General features: G+C 49.7%; 32 protein-coding genes. 23 read left to right on the top strand and 9 right to left on the bottom strand.

Annotation, left to right across the window (positions count from 1 at the left end; genetic code table 11):
- Window positions 1-9 precede the first annotated feature (9 nt).
- Entirely contained in the window at window positions 10-1,236 is a 1,227-nt protein-coding gene (locus BM058_RS08630) for a hypothetical protein (protein WP_090926637.1), read from the top strand.
- Between the two features lie 10 nt (window positions 1,237-1,246).
- Entirely contained in the window at window positions 1,247-2,329 is a 1,083-nt protein-coding gene (locus tag BM058_RS08625; RefSeq protein WP_090926636.1) for an S-layer homology domain-containing protein, read from the top strand.
- 307 nt (window positions 2,330-2,636) lie between these two features.
- Here BM058_RS08625 and BM058_RS08620 read toward each other — a convergent pair whose 3' ends face one another.
- The gene (locus tag BM058_RS08620; RefSeq protein WP_090926635.1) at window positions 2,637-2,993 is read right to left on the bottom strand and encodes a hypothetical protein; all 357 of its coding nucleotides are present in this window, start codon (window positions 2,991-2,993) and stop codon (window positions 2,637-2,639) included.
- A gap of 141 nt (window positions 2,994-3,134) precedes the next feature.
- Entirely contained in the window at window positions 3,135-3,542 is a 408-nt protein-coding gene (locus BM058_RS08615; protein ID WP_177195488.1) for a DUF4181 domain-containing protein, read from the bottom strand.
- A gap of 119 nt (window positions 3,543-3,661) precedes the next feature.
- On the opposite strand from BM058_RS08615, the gene BM058_RS08610 reads away from it, so the two are divergent.
- The 6 genes from BM058_RS08610 (at window position 3,662) to BM058_RS08580 (ending at window position 7,599) form a co-directional block, all read left to right on the top strand.
- Entirely contained in the window at window positions 3,662-3,844 is a 183-nt protein-coding gene (locus BM058_RS08610; protein WP_090926633.1) for a hypothetical protein, read from the top strand.
- 91 nt (window positions 3,845-3,935) lie between these two features.
- A complete protein-coding gene (locus BM058_RS08605) occupies window positions 3,936-4,415 on the top strand; it encodes a hypothetical protein (protein WP_090926632.1) in 480 nt (159 codons plus the stop codon).
- 22 nt (window positions 4,416-4,437) lie between these two features.
- Window positions 4,438-4,776: a hypothetical protein gene (locus BM058_RS08600; protein WP_090926631.1), complete on the top strand. Its 339-nt coding sequence runs from the start codon at window positions 4,438-4,440 to the stop codon at window positions 4,774-4,776.
- 120 nt (window positions 4,777-4,896) lie between these two features.
- Window positions 4,897-5,757 carry a PhzF family phenazine biosynthesis protein gene (locus tag BM058_RS08595; RefSeq protein ID WP_090926630.1) on the top strand — a complete coding sequence of 287 codons (861 nt, stop codon included), beginning with the start codon at window positions 4,897-4,899 and terminating at the stop codon, window positions 5,755-5,757.
- A gap of 518 nt (window positions 5,758-6,275) precedes the next feature.
- Window positions 6,276-6,434, top strand: coding sequence for a Fic family protein (locus BM058_RS08585; RefSeq protein ID WP_090926628.1), 159 nt, complete (start codon window positions 6,276-6,278; stop codon window positions 6,432-6,434).
- A 175-nt stretch (window positions 6,435-6,609) separates the two neighbouring features.
- Entirely contained in the window at window positions 6,610-7,599 is a 990-nt protein-coding gene (locus tag BM058_RS08580; protein ID WP_090926627.1) for an aldo/keto reductase, read from the top strand.
- Window positions 7,600-7,979: 380 nt separating this feature from the next.
- On the opposite strand, the gene BM058_RS08575 is transcribed toward BM058_RS08580, so the two are convergent.
- Complete coding sequence (locus BM058_RS08575) at window positions 7,980-8,468, bottom strand: VanZ family protein (RefSeq protein WP_090926675.1); 489 nt, start codon at window positions 8,466-8,468, stop codon at window positions 7,980-7,982.
- 116 nt (window positions 8,469-8,584) lie between these two features.
- Between BM058_RS08575 and BM058_RS08570 the strand changes: the two genes are divergently transcribed.
- Both BM058_RS08570 and BM058_RS08565 read left to right on the top strand, forming a co-directional pair.
- Window positions 8,585-8,803, top strand: coding sequence for a hypothetical protein (locus BM058_RS08570; protein ID WP_090926626.1), 219 nt, complete (start codon window positions 8,585-8,587; stop codon window positions 8,801-8,803).
- A 19-nt stretch (window positions 8,804-8,822) separates the two neighbouring features.
- Complete coding sequence (locus BM058_RS08565) at window positions 8,823-9,191, top strand: hypothetical protein (protein WP_090926625.1); 369 nt, start codon at window positions 8,823-8,825, stop codon at window positions 9,189-9,191.
- 66 nt (window positions 9,192-9,257) lie between these two features.
- Here BM058_RS08565 and BM058_RS08560 read toward each other — a convergent pair whose 3' ends face one another.
- A complete protein-coding gene (locus BM058_RS08560) occupies window positions 9,258-9,656 on the bottom strand; it encodes a DUF4181 domain-containing protein (RefSeq protein ID WP_177195487.1) in 399 nt (132 codons plus the stop codon).
- Between the two features lie 526 nt (window positions 9,657-10,182).
- Between BM058_RS08560 and BM058_RS08555 the strand changes: the two genes are divergently transcribed.
- The 4 genes from BM058_RS08555 to BM058_RS08540 are packed head-to-tail and all read left to right on the top strand — an operon-like array spanning window position 10,183 to window position 12,848.
- Window positions 10,183-10,554 carry a GntR family transcriptional regulator gene (locus BM058_RS08555; RefSeq protein WP_090926623.1) on the top strand — a complete coding sequence of 124 codons (372 nt, stop codon included), beginning with the start codon at window positions 10,183-10,185 and terminating at the stop codon, window positions 10,552-10,554.
- Complete coding sequence (locus tag BM058_RS08550; RefSeq protein WP_090926622.1) at window positions 10,551-11,453, top strand: ATP-binding cassette domain-containing protein; 903 nt, start codon at window positions 10,551-10,553, stop codon at window positions 11,451-11,453. Before BM058_RS08555 ends, BM058_RS08550 begins: the two co-directional genes overlap by 4 nt.
- Window positions 11,431-12,168 carry a hypothetical protein gene (locus BM058_RS08545; protein WP_143083000.1) on the top strand — a complete coding sequence of 246 codons (738 nt, stop codon included), beginning with the start codon at window positions 11,431-11,433 and terminating at the stop codon, window positions 12,166-12,168. Before BM058_RS08550 ends, BM058_RS08545 begins: the two co-directional genes overlap by 23 nt.
- Window positions 12,165-12,848 carry a hypothetical protein gene (locus BM058_RS08540; protein ID WP_090926620.1) on the top strand — a complete coding sequence of 228 codons (684 nt, stop codon included), beginning with the start codon at window positions 12,165-12,167 and terminating at the stop codon, window positions 12,846-12,848. The genes BM058_RS08545 and BM058_RS08540 overlap by 4 nt, the downstream gene beginning before the upstream one ends.
- Before the next feature lie 1,327 nt (window positions 12,849-14,175).
- On the opposite strand, the gene BM058_RS08530 is transcribed toward BM058_RS08540, so the two are convergent.
- From BM058_RS08530 to BM058_RS08520, 3 genes are read right to left on the bottom strand one after another with little or no spacing between them, the layout of a single operon-like run.
- Window positions 14,176-14,364, bottom strand: a complete 189-nt coding sequence (locus BM058_RS08530; RefSeq protein WP_090926618.1) for a YvrJ family protein — start codon at window positions 14,362-14,364, stop codon at window positions 14,176-14,178.
- Window positions 14,365-14,420: 56 nt separating this feature from the next.
- Window positions 14,421-14,639, bottom strand: coding sequence for a DUF2922 domain-containing protein (locus BM058_RS08525; protein ID WP_090926617.1), 219 nt, complete (start codon window positions 14,637-14,639; stop codon window positions 14,421-14,423).
- Between the two features lie 35 nt (window positions 14,640-14,674).
- Window positions 14,675-14,887, bottom strand: a complete 213-nt coding sequence (locus BM058_RS08520) for a DUF1659 domain-containing protein (protein WP_090926616.1) — start codon at window positions 14,885-14,887, stop codon at window positions 14,675-14,677.
- Between the two features lie 175 nt (window positions 14,888-15,062).
- On the opposite strand from BM058_RS08520, the gene BM058_RS08515 reads away from it, so the two are divergent.
- From BM058_RS08515 to BM058_RS08505, 3 genes are all read left to right on the top strand, one after another.
- Window positions 15,063-16,508 carry an MDR family MFS transporter gene (locus BM058_RS08515; RefSeq protein ID WP_090926615.1) on the top strand — a complete coding sequence of 482 codons (1,446 nt, stop codon included), beginning with the start codon at window positions 15,063-15,065 and terminating at the stop codon, window positions 16,506-16,508.
- A 27-nt stretch (window positions 16,509-16,535) separates the two neighbouring features.
- The gene (gene cudC / locus BM058_RS08510) at window positions 16,536-17,111 is read left to right on the top strand and encodes a choline uptake/conversion transcriptional regulator CudC (RefSeq protein WP_090926614.1); all 576 of its coding nucleotides are present in this window, start codon (window positions 16,536-16,538) and stop codon (window positions 17,109-17,111) included.
- 96 nt (window positions 17,112-17,207) lie between these two features.
- Complete coding sequence (locus tag BM058_RS08505) at window positions 17,208-17,897, top strand: phosphatase PAP2 family protein (protein ID WP_090926613.1); 690 nt, start codon at window positions 17,208-17,210, stop codon at window positions 17,895-17,897.
- Window positions 17,898-18,150: 253 nt separating this feature from the next.
- Here BM058_RS08505 and BM058_RS18205 read toward each other — a convergent pair whose 3' ends face one another.
- Window positions 18,151-18,519: a hypothetical protein gene (locus tag BM058_RS18205; protein ID WP_177195486.1), complete on the bottom strand. Its 369-nt coding sequence runs from the start codon at window positions 18,517-18,519 to the stop codon at window positions 18,151-18,153.
- A 210-nt stretch (window positions 18,520-18,729) separates the two neighbouring features.
- On the opposite strand from BM058_RS18205, the gene BM058_RS08500 reads away from it, so the two are divergent.
- From BM058_RS08500 to BM058_RS08475, 6 genes are all read left to right on the top strand, one after another.
- A complete protein-coding gene (locus BM058_RS08500) occupies window positions 18,730-19,035 on the top strand; it encodes a PadR family transcriptional regulator (protein ID WP_090926612.1) in 306 nt (101 codons plus the stop codon).
- A gap of 6 nt (window positions 19,036-19,041) precedes the next feature.
- Complete coding sequence (chrA, locus tag BM058_RS08495; protein ID WP_090926611.1) at window positions 19,042-20,241, top strand: chromate efflux transporter; 1,200 nt, start codon at window positions 19,042-19,044, stop codon at window positions 20,239-20,241.
- A gap of 135 nt (window positions 20,242-20,376) precedes the next feature.
- A complete protein-coding gene (locus tag BM058_RS08490; protein ID WP_090926610.1) occupies window positions 20,377-20,832 on the top strand; it encodes a DinB family protein in 456 nt (151 codons plus the stop codon).
- Window positions 20,833-21,046: 214 nt separating this feature from the next.
- Window positions 21,047-21,583, top strand: a complete 537-nt coding sequence (locus tag BM058_RS08485; RefSeq protein WP_090926609.1) for an RNA polymerase sigma factor — start codon at window positions 21,047-21,049, stop codon at window positions 21,581-21,583.
- Window positions 21,576-22,820, top strand: a complete 1,245-nt coding sequence (locus tag BM058_RS08480) for a hypothetical protein (protein ID WP_090926608.1) — start codon at window positions 21,576-21,578, stop codon at window positions 22,818-22,820. Before BM058_RS08485 ends, BM058_RS08480 begins: the two co-directional genes overlap by 8 nt.
- A 468-nt stretch (window positions 22,821-23,288) precedes the next feature.
- Entirely contained in the window at window positions 23,289-23,966 is a 678-nt protein-coding gene (locus BM058_RS08475; protein ID WP_245736904.1) for a DUF421 domain-containing protein, read from the top strand.
- A 329-nt stretch (window positions 23,967-24,295) separates the two neighbouring features.
- Here BM058_RS08475 and BM058_RS08470 read toward each other — a convergent pair whose 3' ends face one another.
- Entirely contained in the window at window positions 24,296-25,267 is a 972-nt protein-coding gene (locus tag BM058_RS08470; protein ID WP_090926606.1) for a DUF4003 family protein, read from the bottom strand.
- Between the last annotated feature and the right edge of the window lie 138 nt (window positions 25,268-25,405).

Raw genomic sequence — 25,405 nt, 5'->3', positions numbered from 1 at the left:
GAATGGAATATGGTGAGCTATACAATTCCAGGTTTCATGCTTGCCGCTGCATTCTTGTTTTTAACGGGATGCAGTTCGATTGCATCGCCGGAGGAATCATTGCAGCATCCGACTTCTTCTGAATTCACGCAGGAAGAGAAAAACGAACAGACAGCTGACGTCTTAGAGGGCTTAACGGAGAACGGTGAAGAAGTAATGCCTGCCGGTACGGATAAAAAAAGCGCTGTGTCGTTTCATAATCTTAATAATAAAGGTCGAAAGGAAGGGATGGTGAGTTTCAACACTCCTTCGGAAGAAGATACGCTTCACACATGGATTCTGGGAAAAACCAATGGGGATTGGGAAAAGCATTGGCAGACGAAGCATGAAAATGTAACAGGGTTGAAAGACCAGTATGTAGCGGATATAAGCGGAAACGGCCGCTATGAAATAATGCTGGGCCTTCAAAAAGAGTCCGGTAAAAAGGAATTACACCTGTATCAAAAGCGAGAAGATGGATTTCGGCAAATGGAGACTATCGAGTACGATAAGGTAAAGATAGAAGATGTTAGAGAAGAGCAGGATTATTCTCCGGAAAAGGAGCTTATCGTCTGGAGAAAAGATGTAGATCAAGCGTACGATGTAGAAATCTATAATGTGGAGAATTCTACATTAGCGGCCGCTGAACAAACGTATGACAATTACTTTCCACGAATTGTGAATTATTACGAAGACCTTGTGCAGGGAGCACCGGAACATGGAAAGTATAGGTATTATCTGGCAAATGCCGAGAGAAAATCAGGCAACACCCGTTCTGCTATGGAATCGATCGATGAATTAAAAAGTATGCAACAGACGGCAGTAAAAGAAAAAGATATAGAAAAGTTGGAACAGAAAATCAGGGAGATGCCGGAATATGTCATGGATCATGCCGTAAACGGCTATTCCAAAGAAGAAGTGACAGAATTATTCGGACAGCACGATGAAGCAGTGGAAGAAGTGGGGGGAGGGAAAACAAGAGAAGGATGGCGCTTTGATATGGGAGGAACAGGCAATTACAGTCATTCGGAGGCATCTTCTCTTCCTACCGTAAGCACGGATGCACTCGATGAGGGAAAACTGGAGTATCAGTTATTTATATTTTGGAATGAGAATCATCAGGCAGCTCGCTATTCCTTGTTTTATCCAGGGAATGACGGATGTATCTATGAATATCGTCTGGAGGAGGGAGCTGAGTCTGTAGAAGTGTACGATTAGGAGGAATACAATGAGAAAAATAATCGGATGGATGCTGTTTCTTACAGTCCCTGCTCTAGTGTGGGGAGCGGTTTCCGGTGAAGCAAAAGCCTCTTTTGGTGATGTTGGTGCTGATTTCTGGGCGTCCGAAGAGATAGAGTATTTACAGGAAGAAGGAGTGGTCAGCGGCTATCCGGGTGGAACGTTTGCTCCGAACCGGGAAGTTACCCGGCATCAGGCTGCAGGTATGTTGGCGGAAGTGTTGGATTTGAACACGGAGAATAATGCGGCGGGCCGTTTTTCAGATGTGAAGGAAGATACCCCTCATGCAGGGGCCATAGCAGCTGTGGCAGAGGATGGTATTTTCCAGGGAAGCGATGGAATGTTTCGGCCGGGGGAGAAGGTGACGCGGGCCCAAATGGCCGCTGTATTGAAGCGGGCTTTTGATGTGGAATCAGCAGAGCAGGCGTATTTTGTGGACGTCGCTCCGAACCACTGGGCGTTTGCGGACATTTCTGCTGTAACCGGTAATGGAATAGCAGGTGGGAAAGAAGACCGGAAAAGCTTTCATCCGAATGAAGCCACCACAAGGGCTCAATTTTCCGTATTTCTCACTCGTGCTGTGATGCCGGAAGAACGGTTGGAGGAGCCCGGTTCTGTTGAAAACCAGCTGCGTGATATGCCTGCGCCGGAAAGCCTGGAGATTGGGGAAGCCAGTGAAAAGGAAACCGTTTCTTTCGTGAAGGAGACACAAACATGGATGATGGATGTATGGAGTCTTCCGGTTTCAGGTCAGATCTGGACGATCTCTGAAGAAGAAAAACAGGCGATGTTCTCCCATCTTGGCTCCCGGTTTTCGGACAATGTCATCCAACCGTACTTCGACCAGTTTTATGAGCGGGAAGGAGCGGTATATGTGTTTCAAGAGGGCAGTGTGCCAATGATTCCGGAGAAAGCTGATGAAAAGAGCGTACAGGTGAATCCGGCCGGCAGCAGGAAAACGACCGTTACAATATCAGCGGTGATCAACGATCCTGGTATCACGTATACGCATGAATCGTTGTGGAATCAGGAAACCTCCGTATTCGAACAATTTTCTACGGTGAGAAACTAAAAAGGAAGTACACGAAATACAGCTGCGTTTTGGGGGTGTTACCCGGAGCGCAGCCTTATTTGAGTAAGCCGTACATGATGGACGGCTGGAATCATTTATCTTGAAAAAGCATCTATAAAACTCAATTAAAGGACATTTTATTAGGCTTGCAGCGGCAATGTGTCCCGTATATAAAAATAGTGGACAGAAAAGCAGCAGACGAAGTTTTTTGTGTCTACTATATTGGGATAATGGACACTTTACATACGGCGCTGTCCGTTATCCTGCGCTCTTCAGTAACACAAGCAGGAAGCAATGTTCATCACAGCTAATCCTCTCTATGGGAAAAAACCTCATATGATCCACTCTCTCCTTCGACCAAAAGTATGTTTCTCCTGTCCTGGACAGCATAAATGGCTGCGCCTTCTTCTGCGTAATTGGAGGCGAAATTTTCTTTTATGCTTTTATCCGGCGGCAGGTTATACTTCACTTCCCCTATCTTTTCATCCCGTGTATATTTTCCATTATTTTGGGATCCCTGGGATTGATATACTATGCCGTTCACTCTAACCCATGCTTGATAGGATACGGATGTTGTTCCATTTTCGCCGTTACGCTCAGGTTCGATGGAGCAACTGCTCAGCATGATAACAATGCAGGCAAGCAGTGGTAACAGAAATTTCATTCCTTATCTGCCTCCTTTAAAAAAAGCTCCGGTTTCTGCCATTCAAACGTTGGTGATGCCTGCAGCTATGCCATGAGAAACGTGAAGGCGATGCCCCACCACCCCCATTTGAAAAATCTTTATGTTGTTTTGAAGCATGCATCAAGGTATGATTTGTATGACGAAAAGCACAAAAACACTCGCAAAAACAGCGGTGAAAGCAACGTTTAGGAGGTACGCTTTGTAATTGGCGCGGTTTTTGGCGTGACGCCACTTCATATAAGCGGTCAGACAAACGGTCAAAAGAATAACTACCACAAGCGGAGCTGACCCCAGTACAGGATACACTTCACCAAAGGCGAAAATCCAGAAAAAAGCGAAGGCCAGTAAAAAGTTGAGAATGATACCGGCTTGACGGTGAAAATCATTGAAATAAGTACTGGAAAACCATTTCGTTTTGTCTGCTTTCATCTTCCCTAGAATGGTAGAAGTAATGAGTTTGTTTAGAATAAGGAAACTTCCTATTGTCAGCAGGGTAAGCAGCGATTCATTTCCTGTGATGACTTCCAAAGGTGTACCATCTCTTTCCTGCCCGTAGATTTTGAAAGATACGGGTTTTTTCTTCATGTAAAATTTTGATAAGGTTATCCTATCATAGAAAAAGTGGAACGGGAATGAGAGGGATAACGATGGAGAAAAAATGGATCATCATAGATGCTGCCTTGATTGCAGCATTCTTCGTCCTTTTGCAGATAGCAGGCGTTGATGTACGTCTGTGGGTGATCATTATAGTGGAATGGTCGACGAAATTTGTTTTGCCGTGGATTGTTTTGTACTGGCTGGTACGGTGGGTGAAAAGCGTGGAAAAATAGAAGACGTGAGTGGTCAATTATCGGGATCCGGGCGCATATAGCTGGAAGCACGGAATCTATCCGATACATACGACGAAGGGATGAATGAAGGATGCGTGATACGCTGTCTTCAAGCGCGGGTTTTCGGATGACCGCGGCGGTACTTCTTCTCGTCTGGATGGTGCTTGGCTTTGTCGGTGCGAGGCGGCGGATGGCCCATGACCGATTCAAGGAATACCTGGGCACCGAACTGGAAGGATATGATCCGGCTGCCGGTGCGGTGATCGGGTTGTCCCCCGGTTTTGTACTCGCGGTCAACCTTGTGGCAGCGGCGGCCGTGTTCGCCGCGCTGCTTTGGGTAACATCGGTGTTAAACCGCTCGACTTCGCTCGTGGTGCATTACGTCTTTTCCATGTTCACCTTCCTCTTTCTGTTGATTACCGCTGTGATGTCGGGAACCGGCTTTGTGGAAAGCCTGTTCTGGAGTTTCTGGACCTTTGCCGCCCACCACGGCATCTGGCTTTTATTTGTCGCCTATACGGTCTGGTATTTATGGAAAAAAGTCAACACCCGGATCGTTTATTCCGGGTAAAAAAACGAAGGAGGAAGATGCTGTGTACGCTGTTTTCGCTGTTGGACTATTTCTTGGGTTGCTGCTCTTCAGCTTTGTCTTGATTCTCGCCAGGAAAAGCGGTCGTTTTTATACCGCATCTCTTGTGACCGTGGCGGCGGCTGTTATCATTATTTTGTATGCCTTGCTGGTAGCGCGGGGATTTGAAGCCATGGGGTATGTCTTTCTGGCGGCCGGCTTTCTTTTCGCGGGAATCACAGGATCGATGGTTCTGCCTTTTATCACCGGAAAAGGGTCCAAGCGGTATTCGAGAGCAGACAAAGCAGGCTTGATTGTTATCCCGGCAGCGTTTATCCTGACATCCTTCCTGTTCTTCCGCTAGGTGCTGCAGGTCGTCTACTTTCACTGCTTAACCTTCGTCCATGCTTTCTTCTGTTAAGGAATCTCTATCATTATGCCGTACCGCCTCCGTATAAAGGGGGCGGGGAAAGGAGAGTTGTTGATGCATTTTCATATCGTGGATGTGTTTGCCGAAGACAAGTACCAGGGCAATCAATTGGCGGTGTTTCAGCCGGATGCCGATATAAGTCAGGAAGAGATGCAGCAGATTGCTAAAGAAATGAACTTCTCCGAAACGACCTTTATCATGTCGGGACGCCGAGGGAATGGCGGCTATGATGTGAAAATTTTCACCCCGGATGCAGAAATTCCGTTTGCCGGCCATCCATCGCTTGGCACGGCATATGTGATCCGCCGGTTTATGGAAGACCATTCTACGGATCAGGTGCTGCTGAATCTCAACGTCGGGCAGGTGCCGGTTGTTTTTGAAGGGGAACGAGGCTGGATGACGCAGAACGAGCCGGCGTTTCATGACGTGCTGGATGCCGCCCGCCTCGCCGATACCCTGCAGATCAGTCAAGCGGATATCGAGGCAGCGTATCCGGTGCAGTCGGTATCAACGGGACTGCCGAGCATCATTGTACCGCTCGCCACACGGGAAGCTGTGGACCGCTGCCGCGTGGAGCACCGTTTGTATGACGAGATTCTTGATGAGATCGGGGACGCGAACCTTCTCGTGTTCGCCCCGGAGCCGGTACACGCGGATAACGATCTGTACGTGCGGGTATTTATGTTCACTTCCGGCCATCTCGAGGACCCCGCCACCGGCAGCGCCAACGGCAATCTCGCCGCCTGGCTGCTCCAACATAGTTATTTTAAAAACACTAATTTGCACTATAAGGTGGAGCAGGGGCTACCTGTCGGACGTCCCTCCCTGCTGCACGTCGCCGCTGAAAAAGAAAGCTCCTTTTCCATTCAAGTAGGTGGTCATGTGTTTGTGACAGCGGAAGGGACATGGATATAACAGAGGCATAAAAGACAGGATGATTGTTTGGATAGAGAGTCTGATATAAACAAGAAAAGAATGATAAAAAGAACCTCCTGAATATGTTAGCTCTCAGGAGGCTCTTTTTCTTCTTTATATTTTTTAGATCCGATTACAAATAAAATGATTGCCACTATAAAAAACATGAAAAACAAAATGTATCCAGTGAGATTTTTATCTAAAATAATAATGAAGATTAACATAGATAAACCGGATAGAATAAAAAAGGCCTTAAAAAGATAGTTGAAAGCAGAAGGCATTTATATCGCTCCTCATTAAAAAAGGTCGTCCGCGTCGTCCGATAGGCAGGGATAGTTCACAGCCGCTTCTGCCCTTTTTTATGTGGTAACTGTATCATGTATGGAGATTATTTCAAAACATCGAGTTAGAATATGTATAGTTTATGTAAACGTCATTTCTTTGTGTCAAGTCGCTTTTGGACACCACTTTGACGGAAAACGTAATCCAAAACGTTTGTCATATCATTTTAGGAGAAATTGATTCGGACAACGCCTCCTTTCCATGTCCCGGAAGCCATTCAGGCACTCGTCGATTGGTATGAGAAAGAAATAGGAGCGATGCATCCAGAGGAGGCCGCTTCACGGCTTCACAGCAGGTTTGTTAACATCCATCCGTTCCTTGGTCTGTTCATCTGATTATTACATAAATATTTCCACAATGTCACCGTATCACAGTGCTGCTGGATTATCTATGGCGTCAGTGAGTTCCTTTTTACAAGATAGTGAGCAGGATGTTTGGGGTGGGTGTTTTTTTCTGATAATTTTGGGGAAGAATCATCAGGCAGCTTCCAAAATAGAAGGAGGTCGTGTTGTGAAGTATAACAAACTTGGAAATACCGGCTTGAAAGTGAGTGCACTGTCCTTTGGAACAATGACGTTCGGCGACGATTGGAGCATAGGATTTGAAGATCAGAAGCGGGCGGACGAGATGGTCGACATGTCCATTGATGCCGGCATTAACCTGTTTGATACTGCCGACGTGTACAGCTACGGCGTGTCGGAGGAGATGCTCGGCAAAGCGGTGAAAAACCGGCGCCAGGATCTCGTCATCGCCACAAAAGTGATGGGGGCAATGAGTGATGACGTGAACGACCGCGGCCTGAGTCGTTTTCACATCATGAATTCGGTGGAAAACAGCCTCCGCCGGCTTGGTACCGACTACATCGATTTGTATCAGCTGCACGCGTTTGACGAGAATACGCCGCTTGAAGAAACGCTGCGGACGCTGGAGGATCTGGTGAATCAGGGCAAAGTCCGCTACATCGGTATGTCCAACCATGCCGCCTGGCAGATCGCCAAAGGGCTTGGCATCTCCGACCGCAACGGCTGGCCGCGTTACGCGTCCGCGCAGATGCATTACAGCCTGATCAACCGCGACATTGAGCATGAAGTCGTACCGCTTGCCGAAGAAGAAGGCATGGGTATTCTTGTATGGAGTCCGTTAAACGGCGGCTATCTGACCGGCAAATATAGAAATGATAAAGAAACCGACAGCCGTTTTGCCACGTCGGATCTGGAAGACTTCCCGCCGGTACCGGATAAAAAAGTGGCCAATGAGATTGTCGACAACCTGACCGAAATCGGCAGCAACCATGGCGTCGGGCCGGCGGAAGTGGCGCTCGCCTGGCTCATGGAACGCCCGGCCGTGTCCTCTGTGTTGATTGGCTCGAGAAAAACCGAACAGCTGAAATCCAACCTGAAAGCAGCTGAAATCGAGCTGACCCAGGATGAATACGACCGTCTTACCGAAATCAGCGAACCACGCACCCCGTATCCGCAGTGGATGTTGAACATGATGTAATCGGAAGGAAGGCTCCCGGCGCACGCAGTGCCGGGGGCTTTTTTGTGGACACTTTGGGGTGGAAAATGTCCGTAACATTCAGGTTGTGGACATGTTGGCGCGGATCATGTCCGGTAAATAAGGATTAGAGACACTTTTACAGGATTTGCAGAAAAAATGTCTGTAACATAAAAATACTGGACATTTCGCAGTGGAAAGTGTCCAGTCTCAGCTCGGATGTCGTTTCTAAAATGCACTTTGAAGCAAACAAAGAGGGGTTGTGACGCTTAGGCAGATTCTAAGAGTCACTTTTCTGCCGCGCTGACCGGATTGTGATGGGTAGCAGCGCGCTAAGATGCACATTTCTCCGTTACACGTCTCATTGTGACCCTTAGCGCCATCTACCGTTCATTTTTTTCGAGATACCGGACGATTATCTTCACCGGTTTCGTTTTCCAAAGTGCAAATCCCAGCCACGCGCCAAGCATATAAAGAATCACATCATCGATATCAAACGTTCCTCTCCTCATTACCAGCTGCAGGATTTCAATCAAAAAAGAAACGGCGAGCAGCGTTATGGTGAACGCACCGATTTTTCTTAATGATTTTATGAAAAACGGCAGGTACAAGCCGAGCGGCAGCAGCACCAACACGTTACCGATAAGGTTTTTAACCGGAATATCTATGTTCATGCTGCCGGTAAACATAGCTTGTATATATGTACCTATTGTCTTAAAGGGAATAATGTTGGAGGAGATTGCGGCATACTCCAGAACACTCATACCCGATGCGGTCATATATCCCCTGGCTTCTATAAACAAAAGCAGGATGATGACACACAGGTAAAATATAAAACTAAGCCCAATAACGAATCTTATCATGTTTTTCATCTCGATCTTTCCTTCCACCTTTCATCAATATCCTACCAATCTTTCATCATGCTGTAAATAAATGATAAGATCATTATGTTAAAATGAATGAACAAGAGTGGAGAGGAGTGAGATGGATGCGGTGGCTTCCGTATGTTGTATGCTGGTTGATTTTCGCGGTCGGTTTGATATCATGGTGGTTCTGGCCGCAGGATTACGGGTTTGCCATAACCATCCTGCTGACGCTGATCAGCGGCGTATTTTCCATGATTGCAGCCGCGTTGCTGCTCAGCTGGAAACTGGGGATTGTCAGTTTGGCACTTCTTCTCAGTCCGTGGGTGGTTTTGCTGCTATAAGAGAGGAGAATTCTACATCATGAAAACGTTTATTACAGCCGCCGGGTTCGTGTTGGCGTGCGTGCCGGCTGGGTTTTTGTTTCATTTTTACGAATACACGCAGCACCTCGCCGGGGAGGAGGCCTCGTTTTTGATGCCGGGCGTTTTTATCTATCTGCTCCTCACCGGAGCGGCCGTGTCGTATGCCGATATCCGCGCGATTGTTCCCGTTCTCGTGCTGAGCGCGGGATTGTCGCTTTTTCTCGGGAACATTCTGATCGCAGACGACGCTTCTTGGTTTAAACCGTTCGGCCGTGATGTCACAGTAGCGGTCACCGCTTCTATTTTTATCGGCGGGGTTCTGATGTTCCGGTATCTCACCCGGTCCATGCTGGAAAAAAGGGAATGACCGGCACCCGGGCAACTGGTGTCAGGCATCGTCCGGACTTTTGATTCTTATTTAGAAATAGTTGGTTCAACCGATAATCGGTGATATTTCAATCCAGTAAAAGGCGTAAAAAAAGGCGGCGCCGATAAGCGTAAGCTGCATGAGACTGGCTTTGTAGTTGGCAGGATTATCGGTATGTTTCCATTCTATGTAAGCCTGAAATACGTAACTAAGCATTATACAACCGGCTAACACGACCAAAGGGAAGAAAGGGGTATTTTGGAAAAAAGTAAAGTTGGCAAGTATAGAAACGAGCATCACAATGCGTATTGCCCAATTTCCCTTCTTATGAAACTCGTTCACGTGATCATCAGAAGATATCTTCTGCCTGTCCGCGTTCATCCACCGGCGTACAAGAGCGGGAAGGACACCGAACAGAGTAAAAAATCCTCCAATCACCAGAGTAAGTTCCAGCCATAAATTCATGTTACATGCACTCCTTCTCCTTTGTTTGACAAAGCAAACAATATCGATATCCGCAGGGTAACACAGAATTACATATTTTTCTATCAGGGACAGCTGACGGCCCGGCAGAAGTAATGGACACTTTGGTTTGTAAAATGTCCGGTACATGTGGATTAAAGACATTTTCACGGGATCCAGGTGGCAGAATGTCTGTAACGTAAAAATACTGGTCATTTTCCCTGGCAGACTGTCCGGTAAACCAAATTAGGGGACATTTTGCTGCGGGAAGTGTCCATAAAAGAATTCTTTTTTTTTTCTAAAGTGCACTTTGGAAAAAACATTTCGGTATTGTAACGCTTAGACGGCATCTAAGCGTTACTTTTTTGTCCAAATCCCCGAATGGTGAGGGTTAGAAAGACGTTAAGCGTCACTTTTTTCAAAAACGCTCCTCATTGTTTCCTTTAGAGACACAGTATTGACGTTTCTTTCCATTTATTATATACTGCATTACATGACTAATGCACTGACTTAGAAAGTAGGGGAGGCTGTGATTTTTTCATCAGACGATTCGAGGCCGATTTATCTACAGATTGCCCAGTGGATTGAAGCGGAGATCTTGAAAGAACAGCTGCGGCCGCATGATCACGTGTATTCGCAGTACAAACTGGCGGAGCGCTTCACAATCAATCCAGCGACGGCGGCGAAGGGGCTGACGAAGCTGGCGGAGGATGGCATACTGTACGACAGGCGCGGCATGGGCAAATTTGTCGCCGAAGAGGCGCGCGAGAAAGTCATCGAGAAGCGCCGGTCGCATACGCTGAAAAAGATGATTTCGGACCTCGTGCAGGAAGCGGACCGGCTGGATGTGCCGGAGGAGGAAATGATGCAGATGGTAAGAGAGGAGAGGAAGAAACAATGAGTGTCATACAGGCAGAGCAGCTGACCAAAACCTACCGCAGAAAGACAGCGCTCGATGACGTGTCGTTTTCGATACCGGAACACACGATTACCGGGTTGATCGGCCGCAACGGTGCCGGTAAGACAACGCTTCTGAAAACGGCGGCCGGATTTATAAGACCGAGTGCAGGGAGCCTCCACGTTGATGGAGAGCCATCATTTGATAATCTGCAGGTGTCGGCGAATAGTATTTTCATCGATGAGTCGATGAACTGGCCGGCGGCGCTGTCGCTCGGCGAACTGCTGCAGGAAGGGAAACGGTTCTATGAAAACTGGGATGAGACGCTGCCGGAAACGCTGTTTGATTACTTTGGGCTGAACAAAAAAGATATACATAAAAAACTATCCAAAGGAAAGAAGAGCACGTTCAACATGATCTTCGGGCTGGCGGCGCGCTGTCCGGTTACGCTGCTCGATGAACCGATGACAGGGATGGACGCCGCGGTACGTTCGGATATGTTCCGCGTGATGCTGAAAGAATATATCGCTCATCCGCGCACGATCATTCTTTCGAGCCATCATGTAGAGGAAGTGGAAGAACTGCTCGAGGATGTCATCCTGATCGATGAGGGACGCATTCAGCTGCACGTTTCCATGGATGACATGCGGGAGAAACTGATCGGGCTGACAGGGGAGCAGACGCTTCTGACCCAGTGGACGAAGCGGCATCAGGTGCTGCATTCGGCATCGGCCGCAGCCGGAGAGGAATACGTGATCGTGGAGAATGACTTTTCCGAAGCGGAACGCCGGGAGATGAGTCAAAACGGTATCACGCTCTCCACCGTGCCTCCCGTGCAGGCCGCCGTTTATCTAACAGCGAAAAAAGAAAGGAGCATTGATGATGTCCTCGAACGTCGTTAACAGGACGACGGCGATCGGCCGTCTTTTTACGTTCAAATGCCGTGCTTTCACGGAGATACTAAGTTCGCTGCTTCTGCTGCAGCTGTTTGCTGTGCTGCTGTCGTCCACCATTTTCAGTACGGTGACGACGTCTACGTTTCAAGAGGGATTCGATGTCACGATGGACACCTATTCGTCGGATTTTGTCATTGTATTTACGATGCTGTGGGGATTTTTGTGTTCGCTTAATATTACAACGAAAGCGTACCGGGAAGACGATTTTCTGTTTGTGACGAATAGGCTCACGAGCCATCTTTCGACCATTTTGTTTTTATGTGCGGTCAGTGCAGCAGGCGGTATCACGGCGGCTTTATCCGGATTTCTTATCCGTGTGCTTGCTTATTACATTCATGACAACGTGATTTTGAGCACGGCGTTCGGCCCGGGGCTTTTTCTTACGGGAGCGGCTGCCGCGGCAGGTTACGTTCTTTTGTCCACGGCAGCAGGATATCTGGCCGGTATCATCATCCAGTGGCACCGTGCGTTTAAGCTCCTGATTCCAGCTGTTGTGATCGGCTTAATGTCCCTTCGGGGAGCAGACATTGCAGAACAATTCAGATCCTTTTTGTACCTTGAGTCATTTTTTCCGATGTTTGCGGTAAAAGTATTTGGCATGCTGGTGCTCGTCTTCGGCGCCGGTCTTCTGTTTGCGAAACGTCTGGAGGTGAGACAATGACACTGGCAATCATCGTTTTGTTGATATTTATCCTGATGACCTTTTTCACGAGCAGGCGGATTCTGTCGGAAGAATGGGTAACCGGGCGGAAAGTGTTCTGGGTGTTCGGCGCTTACGTACTCGTACTCCTTATCAGTACCGCGCATTACAGTATCTTTTTAACCGGGGCGGCGTCACCCGAAGAAACCCTGACCCCGTCCTATGTGCAGAGTGAGGCAGAGACATTGCGGAACCAGTTCAAGACCGGCAATCTGGACGCCATCGATGACGATTACCTGCAGAGAGAGTGGGAGCTGGAATCGGTCGAGGAGGAACTGATTGTCAATGCGGCAATAAGCGATCTGCCTATTTATTATGTAAAAGGAACCTACGATCATCCGACAGCCGCTTATTACCAGTCACCGTCTACGGTAAACGGCGAGCAGGCGAAGGCCGGATACGCGCCGGTCCTCGAACAGCAGAAAGACATTCTATCTGTCCGTACGAATTCAGGAGAAGATAATGAACGAACCTACGCCGGTTTTAAAAAAGCGTTTCCTATGGTGCCGTTCGATGAGTCTGATGGATTGGGACACGGGGACCGTATGAACCTCGGCTACAGTGTACTGCTTCTGAAAGTACCCCAAGAACTGGACGTGCAGGGCGAAGGATTCGTGCAGAAGATTACAACCGAAGAATAAAACAAATGGGTGGCAGGGGTCAGGCTGCTTACACGGTAGGTATGAACGGAAAGAAAAGAACAGGCGTGTAGAATAGTATTAATGCATTCGCATGGATGAGTGAAGTGTTATGGATCAACGTTGTACGAAAGAGAAGGCAATAGAAAGGTCCTTTCGACCGCAGCCACTGCTTGTGTCCCAGCAGTGGTTCCTGTCCTTCCCCGCTGGAACAAGCGTATGTGAAGTGGTTTCGGAATAGATAAATGGAGATGAAATAAAGGTGGTTATATTGTATGGTTAGAAAAATTCTCATTGCAATTTGCATTATTGCAGGTATCTTTATTCTTTTCGCTATATTAGGACAAATTGCATTCATAACGAACTGAAAAGCTTTTACATCCAGTTCAGCTTTTTTGTCCATTCTAAAATGGAGTATAATGAGAATAAGAAAATACCGGAAAAAGGGGATTTCTGCGTATAATATCTGACTTAAATAAGCGTTGAAATATGAATGAGGTGCAAAAATATGTATTCTTCCATCGGTAAGGTGTGAGATAAAGTGAACATTTTTCTCAAAATCATAACTCTTATTATAGCGGCATTTTTATTCAGCTTGTATTTAAGAGGATATTTACTATTCAATTTGTATTATTTTATACCAATATTTATTCTTGTAGGGCTGCCTGTGAATGTGCTCATAGAAAAAGTGGTGAAGAATAGGTGGGGGCAGTATTGTTGCTATACCGTACTATGTATCATTTTCAGCTTATTAATAGCGCATTTATTTTTTGATCTCGAAAGCTGGAGGGTACTTGTATCAAATTCACTCTATTATGCCAGAGCTGGGATAATAGCCTCTGTATTCTTCTCATTAGCTGTAATCACGGCTGATATAATAACAAAAAAGGGAAGCGTTCGTGAGTAGTTTCCTCCATTGAACTTACCGAGTAGAATTCTTAATCCGTCGGAATGAGAAACATTGCGGGAAGAGGTGAAATGTCCGTAAAATCAGGATTAGAGACATTTTTACGGAATTCGGGCGTAAAAATGTCTGTAATGTAAAAATACCGGACATTTTGCCTGGCAGCGTGTCCGGTAAACCAACATAGTGGACACTTTGCGGCGGAAAATGTTCGTAAAAGGGTTTCTTCTAAAGTGCACTTTGGAAAAAATCTCTTGGCATTGTGACGCTTAGATGGAGCCTAAGCGTTACTTTTTGCCCCAAGCTCACGATTGTGGATGTTTGCCTCGGTCTAAACGTCACAATGTGCAGCAGCCCGCCTCTTTGTGACCCGTAGAACAAAACAAAGCACTCCCGGACGGTGGACCAACCGGCCGGGAGCGCTTATCATTGAAGCGGCGTTGTTTTTTCATGGGATTCAAGAGTAACGGGGCGGACGGCTGCCGTGTCTGTCTGCTCCCGGGCCTGGACGACATAGATCAGGGTGTCGAGTTTCTTCTCCATCCGGTGCAGGAGGTAGAACGCGATCACCGTGCTGATACCGTATTCCCCGACAGCATTGAGCCACACATCCATACCGGCACCTCCTTTCCAAAAAGAAAGACCGGCCCCATCAGCCGGTCTTCTTTAGCTTATGCTTCAAACACCGTGTCGACGGTACGTTCCACGATACGGGCGTCCCGTTTGGCGGTGATGCTTCCACCGGAAGAGTAGAAAACATCTTCGTTCAGGACCGCATCCATCGCCGCTTCCACCGCCTGCGGATCTACCGGATCCACCGGAGAATCCACAGCAACCGTGACATTCCGGCCATCTTCATTGGAAAAACGCAGTTCAATACGCTTCGTCATGCGCGAAGCCTCCTTTCCTTATTTTTTATGAAAAATTATTCGGTGATGTCGTACTCGTTCGTGCGTGTGACAGCGGTGACAGGGAATTCCTGCAGCTGTCCGAGGGCAGTCGCGACGGTCAAAAGCGAAGGATCCGCCGCTTCCAGGTTGACGTTGTTGAAATTTTTCTGCTTGAACACCGTCTCTCCGGATTCATCCATTCCGGCGTTGAATTCAAGTGTGAGACGGGAGTTGATCATTTCAGCCATCGGCTCTCACCTCCTTTCACGTTATATATAAGGAATAAAAGGGAAAGAGGGGGTGGGAGATATGACATAAAATTGAGTTGGTGGAAAAGAAGCACCTTTATTTGCTACTCTTATCCAACAAGCGTATAATGAACTATTCACGTAAAAAGAACGATTAAGAGGAGTTACTGGTAGAATGAGTGAGGAAGTAAGCTACAACCGCGTGGTCATTGCTGCGCTGTTAATCGCAGGGTCTTTCGTGGCTATATTGAACCAGACGCTCATGATCACGGCAATTCCGCCGATCATGCAGGAAATGAACATAAGTGAAAACACCGCCCAGTGGCTGACGACGGTGTTCATGTTGATTAATGGGATTATGATACCGGTTTCAGCATTTCTGATGGAAAAATTCACGACCCGCCAGCTGTTTCTGACGGCGATGAGTGTATTTGCCGCAGGAACCGTGGTCGGGGGCCTGGCCACCAATTTTCCGTTTCTGATTACGGGCCGGGTGATTCAGTCGGCCGGGGCGGGCGTTATGCTGCCGCTCATGCAGACGATTTTTCTGCTTATTTTCCCGGTGGAAAAACGCGGGGCGGCGATGGGCTATATCGGCCTTGTCATTTCATTCGCTCCGGCGATAGGACCGACATTGTCCGGCTGGGTGACAACAAACTATGACTGGCGTCTTCTATTCTGGGGCATTGTGCCGCTTGCGCTGATTATGATTGTCGTGGCCTATTTTGTGATGCGGAACGTGACAGAGCTGAAAAATCCAAAAGTCGACCCGATTTCCATCACGCTGTCTACACTTGGTTTCGGCGGGGTGCTGTACGGGTTTACGAGTGCGGGGAATAACGGTTGGGCCAATCCGTTGACGCTGATTGCCCTGTTTGCCGGCCTCGTGCTGATTTACTTTTTCATCCGCCGGCAGCTCCGCGTCCCGCATCCGATGCTCGAGTTCCGGGTGTTCCGGCAGCGTATATTTACGTATTCCACGATTATCTGTATGGTCGGCTTTGTCGGGCTGATCGGCCTGGAGACACTGATTCCGCTGTACATGCAGAACATGCGTGATTTTACCGCGGTTGAATCGGGGCTTGTGCTGTTTCCCGGAGCGTTAATCGCGGGACTCATGTCGCCGATTACAGGACGTATTTTTGACAAAGTCGGAGCGAAGGCGCTTGCCATTCCCGGATTTGTTCTCATGGCGGTGTCGACGGCCGGATTCATGTTTATCGGGACGACAACGCCGATGGTTTTGCTTGCTGTGCTGTATGCGGTGCGGATGCTCGGCTTTTCGATGGTTATGATGCCGGTCAACACGGAAGGTTTGAATGAAATCCCGTCTAAACTGATTCCACACGGGGCGGCGGTGACAAACACGACCCGCCAGCTCGCGGCTTCCATCGGAACGGCGCTTCTTGTGACGACGATGACGACCGCGCAGCAGTCGGCGGGAAGCTGGCCGGCGATTGAACACACTGATATTTTCGGAGCAAAAGTGGCGTTTGGTGTCCTTTTTGTTCTGACCGCTGGTGCGCTTTTGCTGTCGCTCAAGCTCAAGCGTACGACCCCGCCGACCGATGAAGAGTGGGACGCAGAAACCGAGCGGAGGAGAGCACTCAAACAATCGTAATGATACAATAAAGGATGGGGGGATTCGATGAGACAACAATCCGCGGAATCAAAAATACAAGACGCCGAAAATGAAGTGATCAGCGCGATCGCCGAAACGATGGATCTGTACGGCATCACCCCTTCCATCGGCCGTCTTTATGCGACGATGTACTTTAAACACGATTCGATGACACTGGATGAAATGAAAGACGAACTCGGAATGACCAAACCGAGTATGAGTACCGCGGTGCGCAATCTGCAGGATATTCAGATTGTCCGTAAGACCTGGCAGAAAGGGTCGCGTAAAGACCATTTTACAGCGGAGAAAGATTTCTTTAATTATTTCACCCGTTTTTTCGGGAATAAATGGAAAAGGGAAGCGGAGCTGAATCTTTATGCGATCCATGAGGCGCAGGATGAGCTGCGGGATGTGCTCGAAGATGAGGAGACGGAGACGCATCTGCTGGAAAGAGCAGATAAAGATCTCGAGCAGCTTCAGGAATACGAAAAATACTGTTACTGGCTGCAGAAGCTGGTCGGCGCCATGGAGTCCGGCGAGATTTTTGACCTGCTTCCGGCGGATGATGTAGACCCTGGAAATGGGAATTCGAGAGGAAGGTAGACGGACCGGGCATTATTTTTTCCGTTTAACACCTGCAGGAAGCGGATAAAGGTCTGTATACCCAAGGGTTTATCACCGAGAGAAAGGAACATAATCATGCCGTCCTTTACGTCCCATCAACTTTTGAAGCCGGTGGTTCAGGCGTTTTTGTATAGTGTGGCAGCGCTGATTGCCATCGGCGGCTCCTTTTATATTTTTGTGGAACTGGCTGATGAGGTGGCCGAGCAGGAGAAGTTTGCGCTGGACCGGATGACAGCGGATGCCGTGGCATCGATTCAGACCGGCTGGCTGGATACGGCCATGGCAGTCATCACGGAAATCGGATCGGTAGCGTGGCTGACGACGGGGTCGATTCTGCTCGCGGCGTTCATATTTTTCGCGTACCGGCGGAAATGGTGGCGCCTTCTTTATTTTGCCGTGGCGATGATCGGCATCAGCATACTGACCAAATCCCTGAAGCTCACCTTTGAACGGCAGCGCCCCGATGTGCTGCAGCAGCACGACGGGACAGGCTTCAGCTTTCCAAGCGGCCACTCCACCGGTCCGGTCGTGTTCTACGGGTTCATCGTTTATCTCGTGCTCCGGAGTTCGCTGCCGCGCGCGGCGAAGTGGCTGGTGAACACTGCTCTCGTGCTTCTTACCCTGCTGATCGGCTTCAGCCGGGTGTACTTGAATGTGCACTACATTACCGACGTCATCGGCGGATTCTCCCTCGGCCTCTGCTGGCTCACGGTCTGCCTGCTCGTCCTGGAATTTTCCTTATGGAGAAAAAAGCGGAGAGCTTGAGGGGGATTATAACGACGTTTAGATATCGATTTGTTGTGTAAACGTCGTTGGGCGCACGTCCGAGTGACGTTCACGGGTGAAAAAGGGAGGTAAACGCAGCCATGAAGATGTCACGGTTACGTTTAAGCCGCCCGCAGGCATGCCAAACGTCATCATGAACCGTTGCACGCGGCGTTTTTCCCTGTATAAAAAAGAAAACAGGCCGGGCGATGAATGAAAATCGCCCGGCCTGTTTCGTTTTAACCCGAAAGAGTTATTCCACTGGTGCTTCCGCTTCGCCTTTACGGATGATTTCCCGGCGGTACGGGAAGTCTTCTTCGTTTTCATCCTGAAAAGGAAAGTAGTTATATTCGATACAAAGGCTGCGCTCGTATTCGTTGATGACGGTGCAAGCCTTGTTTTTATAGGAGACCTGCTGTCCGATGGTGAACAGGGATTTGCCGACATCCGGTCCCGACGATTTTTCTTCTTCCTCCTCGTCCTCATCCTTCTCTTCGTCGGATTCCTCCGGCTCTTCGTCCTGTTCCTCTTCCTCTTCGTCTTCCTGCAGCAGTTTATCCTGATCTTCTTCTTCTCCCAGGTTTTCGAATTCCTGGTTTTCATTTTTCTGTTCGTCTGCCACGCGTCTTCACCCCTTCCACAAAGTTTCCCTGTTTTTTCTGCTTATAACCATAACAGACTCAGTCTCAGGACGCCAATATAAGGATCCCGGAGCTGCTTCTTATGTCCCGCAGAAATGAACGTATTATAACATCTTTACAATAAAGAAAGAAAGTTATACACTGATATCGATATGCGATATCGAATGTCGATATCAAAAGGGGATGACGGATTGGATAATAAAATTCTACGGAAACTGTTTCTCGGTTTCATTCACATCCATATTCTTTATCACGCCGATAAAGAAGGGATATATGGCTCGTGGATGCTTGAGGAACTAAAGGAACACGGCTATGATATCAGCGCGGGCACGCTGTATCCGATGCTGCACCAGATGGAAAAGGACGGCCTGCTTTACAAAGAAGAGGTCAAGGTGGAAGGCCATATCCGCAAATACTACGGTGCTACGGACCATGGGGTCGAAGTCATGAAGGAAGCCCGCGCGAAAGCCTATGAACTATTCAAAGAAATCAAGTGATGGGAGATGGAAACCGTGAAAGAAAAACATCGTATCATGACACTGCTGGAGATTTTGTGGACATCGCTGAAACTGGGCCTCACGTCGTTTGGCGGGCCGGTTGCGCATCTGGCGTATTTCAAGGATGAATACATCGACCGCAAAAATTGGCTGAACGACAGAACGTACGCCGATTTGATCGCGGTCTGTCAGTTTCTGCCCGGGCCGGCGAGCAGCCAGGTCGGCATCTCGATCGGCATGCTCCGGGGCGGCTTCTTTGGAGGAGTTGTCTCGTGGCTTGGGTTTACGCTGCCGTCGGTGATCGTGCTGGTTGTGTTTGCGCTCTTGTACCAGACGTTTTCTCTTGAAGACGCGGTCTTCATCCAAAGCCTGAAAGTTGTGGCAGCGGCTGTCGTGCTGCATGCGCTCCTCGGCATGGGCGCAAAGCTTGCCCCAGATGGGATGCGGCGCGCTATGGCGGTGGCGGCCGCAGTCGTGATGCTGCTCTTTCCATCCGCCTGGGTCCAGCTTCTCGTCATCGCCGCGGCCGGAATCGCAGGCTGGACGCTGTTTCAAAACAAAGCCGACTCCAACCTGGAAACGTTTGAGACCGGACTGTCCAAAAAAGCAGGTGTGACATCACTCGGCATTCTGGCGGCTCTTCTCGTCATGCTGCCGGTACTTGCCGGTGCCACGGACAACCCGCTCGTGCGCCTCTTTGACATCTTCTTCCGCGTCGGGGCGCTCGTGTTCGGCGGCGGTCACGTCGTCCTGCCGATGATCGAACGCGAACTCGTGCCGCAGGGACTGCTGTCGGCCGACCAGTTTCTCGCCGGCTACGGCATGGCGCAGGCGGTGCCGGGACCACTGTTCACCTTTTCAAGCTACCTCGGCACAATGATGCAGGGCATCGGCGGCGCCGTTACCGCTACAATCGCGATTTTTCTTCCGTCGTTTCTGCTTATAACGGCCGCCCTGCCGTTTTTAAATGAACTGCGCCGGCGCGCATCATTTCAGGCTGTTCTCATGGGCGTCAATGCCGCCGTGGTCGGCATCCTGCTCGCTGCGTTTTACGACCCCGTCGTGCAGCGTTCCATCTTTGACACCGCCGATTTCGCGCTCGGCCTCGTCCTGTTTGCACTCTTGAACGTCTGGAAAGTACCGGCCTGGATGATCGTCCTCCTCGGCACCGCCGGCGGATACCTCCTTCACTTCAGCGGATTCTAAGCATGATTTTATTCAAACGAGAAAGAAAACCTGTAAGAAAAAATGCAGACAGGACGTTTTTCTGCTCATAGAAAGTGGAACATAAATAGGGGAAACAAACATCAAACCGCGCAAAAATAAAGGAGAGGATGACCGATGAGCCAGGCAGAAGCAATCAGAGCAAGGTGGATGCGGCACCGCAGGGTACTGGAGGAACTGGTGGAAGCATCAGCCGATGACCATGTTCATTTTGCTCCGTGGGACGGCGCGATGCCGTTTGGACAGCTCGCCGCCCATACAGCAGCCTCCACGCACATGTTCGCAGAACTCGTCAGCGGCGGTTCTCCGGAAATGGCGGATACCCCTTCATTCGAGACCATGCATGACGTACTCGAACATGTGAAAGACTATACGGCAAAAACCGATGCAAAGCTCCAGGCGCTTTCCGACGACGATCTGGAGCAGACCTTTGATATGATGGGCATGAACGAGCCCGGCCATTTCTTTTTAACGAACGCCATTGACCATGAAATCCATCATAAAGGACAGCTTTTCACGTATGCCCGCACCGCCGGGGTGGAAGATCTTCCTTTTTTCACAAAGCAGTCGTAACACAGGCGGCACAATGTACAGCAAGAGGTCCCGGGAGGAATCGGGGCCTCTTTTTTTTGCAGGGTACTGCGCGTTGCGGTGTGATGGTTGGCTGCGGAGCAGGTTTTTGTGCCTGGAGCGCTGTCTTCGGTAGATTTTTTTTCTCATAAATGTGGGACCGTTTCGGGGTTGGTGTCGTTACATAGGTAGAAGGATCAACAAAGGGGGGAGAGTCATGACGGTTGAGGAGTCGTTGGAACTTGCCCGAAGCGGAAGTAAGGAAGCGTTTCATGACGTGGTGCACGCGTATTATCAGACGGTGCAGCGGTTTGCTTACCAGATTGGGGTGCAGCCGGATGAAATAGATGATGTGACGCAGGAAGTGTTTTTGAAGGTGTATCGGTCGCTTGGGAGTTTTTCGGGTGGGACGTTTACGACGTGGTTGTATTCGATTACGTTGAACACCGCAAGGGACATGATGCGTAAGCAGAAACGGCAGCGGCGCAAGGTAGAGAGAGTGAAGGAGACGACGCCGGATCATGCGTATGAGACGCTGCAGGTGAGTGAGGAGGCGATGGAGCTTCATGATTTGATTCAGGGGCTGGATGAGAAGTACAGGGTGCCGCTGGTGCTTCATTATTTTCACCATCAGACGTACGCTGAAATCAGCGAAGTAACCGGTACGTCCGAGTCCGGCGTGAAATCCCAGGTGATGCGGGCGAGAAAGAAACTCAAAGCCGCGATGGAAAAGGAGGGGGAGTCTGATGAGTAAGTCGTTTGAAGAGCGCATGAAGGAGCTGGAGGAAGGTTATGACAATATGCCGCCCTCGGTTTCGCCGGACGAGATTATTCAGGGTGTGGAAAAGAAATCGAAGAAAAAGACGTCCTGGAAGCGGATCTATACGTTTGGCGGAACACTTGCTGCAGCCGGCATTGCGGCCCTTCTTGTCATGAGTCAGCAGGGCACCGCTCCAGGAACGGAAGGCTTAGGTACGGCTCCGGGTGATGAGGAGCAGGAGACTCCGGACGGCGGGGTGCAGGAAGCGCCTGCGGAACCGGAGGATGAGACGCCGCCTGAGTTGACGGAGGAACGCGCAGTGGAGGTGATGACGGCCTACCGTGAGTCGTTTGAGACGCTCGTGAATGAGACGGATAGTCAGCGCGTGGAGTCGTATGAGTCGCTTGATGGCGTCCGGCAGCATTTTGAGGAGGTGATGTCGGAGGACCTGGCTCAGTGGATGACGGATTCCTATTTCCGGGAAGAAAGCGATGGTATTTACGTGGTGGCAATGGATGCGCCGACGTGGCTGCAGGAGGATCAGTCGTTTACGCTGGAGCAGGAAGCCCGGGACCACGTCCGCATCGTTCAGGAGCGTAACAATGAGATGCTCGGTCATGTGGAGATGGTATATCACGCGGTGTACAACGGAGACCGCTGGATTCTCGATGAGATCGTTTCGACGCAGCTTGATGAGGGCAATACCGCCGGGGAAAATGCCGGGAGCGGTGATGAGGCTGCGGCGTCTGCCGCGCAGTCCGTCGTGGATTATTTGATCAGCCAGGATCTGACCCGGCTTTCCGAGCTCGTCCATCCGGAAGAAGGGGTGCTCTTTTCCCCGTATGTGTATATTCAGCAGGATGAAGCCCAGGTGTTTCAGGCAGAGGACATTGAAACGTTCTTTCAGAATGAACAGCAGTACGTGTGGGGCACACAGGACGGAAGCGGCCGTCCGATTGAGATGACCCCGAGTTCGTATTACGAAGAGTATATCTACGACCCCGGACTGAGCGACCCCGATGAAATCAATGTCGGAGAAACATCGCAGCGCGGTAATGTGCAGAATAATATTCAGGACGTGTTCCCCGAGGCGACGGTAGTCGAATTCTACGTCGAAGGGTCCGGCGAGAGCGCGGACATGAACTGGTCGGCTCTGAATGTTGTCATGAAACAGGACGACAGCGGGGAATGGAAGCTTGTGGCTCTTGTGAATGATGAATGGACCATCTGATTGTAGAATAATGGGTGATTAGGCGCACACAACAGGGCTGTTCCGGCGGACGGAGCAGCCTTTTTATGAGGTTTTGGGGCTGCTGGGGAGGGGGGCGTTGTAGGAGTCACAATCTCTTCGGGCGGCCGGGATTGTGGATGTTAGCCGGGGTCTAAAAGACACCATCCAGTTCCGGAATGGCTGAAGGGCATTTTAGAGCGGGGTTGGAGGACACACTTTGCCGGCGGGGCGGAGGTTGTGTTGGTTAGAGACATTTCACGCGGCAGAATGTTTCTAACATGGGGATTACGGACATTTTCATCGGTTTTTCTATAAAATATGTCCAGTAAAAATGTTTACTGGACATATCAGCCATTAAAATGTCTGTAAACGCCGGGGTAGAGCCATGTTGGCATCCAAACGGTTTGGGTGTATGGTTTGCCTTGCTTTCAGCCAGACTAAGCAGAAAAAGGAGCGGTTATAGTGTCGATGCCAGAACTTCTGCTGCGGCTGGTGTGTGCCTTCCTTGCGCTGCTTGTTCTTACGCGGATCATGGGACGCAAGGAGCTGCGGCAGCTCACGTTTTTCAATTTTATCTCCGGCATTGCCATCGGTTCGATTGCCGCCGACCTCATCGCCAGTGACACATTCAGTCTTCTTAACGGGATGACAGCACTCGTTGTGTGGTCCGCCTTGACGGTTCTGTTCGGACTGGTCGATCTGCATTCCCGTAAAGCCCGCCATCTTATGGAGGGGGAGCCTATCATTCTTATTCACCAGGGGGAAATCCTGGAGAAGGCGCTGCGCCGCACCCGTTTGGATGTTAATGCATTGAAAGCTATGCTCCGGCAGAAAAACGCGTTTGCTGTGTCAAAGGTCGCCTATGCGGTGCTCGAGACGGACGGCAACCTGTCCGTCATGAAGAAAACAGCCAATCAGCCCGCGGTCAAGAGCGATCTAAATCCTGCAGCTCCAAACGTTTCCCCCATGCTCCCGACTGAAATTATTTCCGACGGACATTGGCACAGGGCGAACATGAACAAACTCAATCTCTCCCGCGAAGAGGTGCTCCGTGAGATGGAGAACGCCGGGCTGCATCAGGTATCCGACGTCTTTTATGCCGAGATGGAGCAGGACGGCAGTCTGTATTTTTCCAGAAAACAGTGAGGGCAGCGGGTCACCATGCTTCCCGGCGTGGATGTCAGGCGATGTCTAGAGAACACAAACCAGTTCCGGAATGCCTGAAGTGCATCATAGAGTGGGGATGGAGGGAACCATTTGCCGGCTGGGCAGGAAGTGTGCCGGTTAGAGACAGCTGCGTCGGCAGAATGTCTCTAACATGGGGGTTACGGACATTTTTATCGGTTTTTCTATAAAATATGTCCAGTAAATATATTTACTGGACAAGTCATCCATTAAAATGTCTGTAAACGCGGGATTAGAGACATTTCCGGGTGAAAAATGTCCGCCACCGGCAGCCTGCCCCGCCGCAAAAATCAATTCGCGGAGTTGGCAGCGGCGGATGCGGCGGCGCCGGCTGATACCGCGGCAATCATCGCGGTCTGCTGCGCCTGGATGATCGCTTCCACCGAGGTGTACAGGCCCGTTTCTGCAAGGCTGCCTTCTTCCATGTTATCACTCACAAAGAACGAAGCAGCGGCCAGTACATTCATATCTTTGCTCCACTTGAACGCTTTCGTCCGGTTCAGCTGTGCTGCTGTATCACGTACCGCTTCGAGATCGAGGCTTTCCTCCGGCAGCAGCGCCATCATCCCGAGAACCGGATAATACATCGGTTTCGCCTTTAACCCCGTCCGTTTCCACTTATCAAGCACCTCTGCCGCACGCCCCGCGGCCTGCTGCGGCTGCCCGCCGCTGCCAAGCGTCAGAATGTGGCTGAGAAACTGCAGGGAATTCCCGGACGTCAGCCCCTCCCGCTTCAACGCGTCATAACACGTCTCGATCCGCGCTGCCATGTCGCTTTCTTTTTCCATCGCAAGCAGCACCGCCAGCGGATAATCGTTGGCATCCGTCAGCATCGGATGCTCTTTTTTCATTTTCTGAAAAAGATCCATCGTCCGCCGCGCCGTCTCCTCCGGCGGCGCGGCGTTTTTCATCACCGTGAACGCCGCCATGTACGTCGAAGCGCCGCTGCGGAAGTTATGATCCTTCAGCATCTGATACACGCGGAAAAGCTCCGGCACCGCCGCCTCCGGATCCTCCAACGACGCATCCAACATCCCCGCCATCGTGAACCGCGGATGCGAACTCATCGCCGAAAACATCCCCGACCTCTTTTTAAGCTGCTCCGCAAGCTCCAGAAACCGCGCCGTATCAAGCGTACGCCCGTTCATCACATAGATCGACGCCGTATTCATGATCACCAGGTTATCAAACGCTTTCCAGCGAAGCTCCTTTTTCAACGTTTCATAATAATCGGTGTACTGCTCGATTTTGGAAGAAATCATAGCCCTGCCTCCTTCTACCCATTTAATAAAAATATACGAAAGACGCACTTATATCGTTTCAGAAAAATCAGATTGACAACTTGATGAATCACTGATACTTTTAAGTTAGTTAATTCAAATGAACAAACTAACTTAAAT

Origin of the sequence: Salibacterium qingdaonense, from assembly GCF_900114715.1 — a bacterium.
In the GTDB taxonomy this organism is placed as follows: Bacteria; Bacillota; Bacilli; order Bacillales; family Marinococcaceae; genus Salibacterium; species Salibacterium qingdaonense.
The sequence above is the reverse complement of the archived record's forward strand: the minus strand, read 5'-3'. Positions and strand labels throughout refer to the sequence as shown.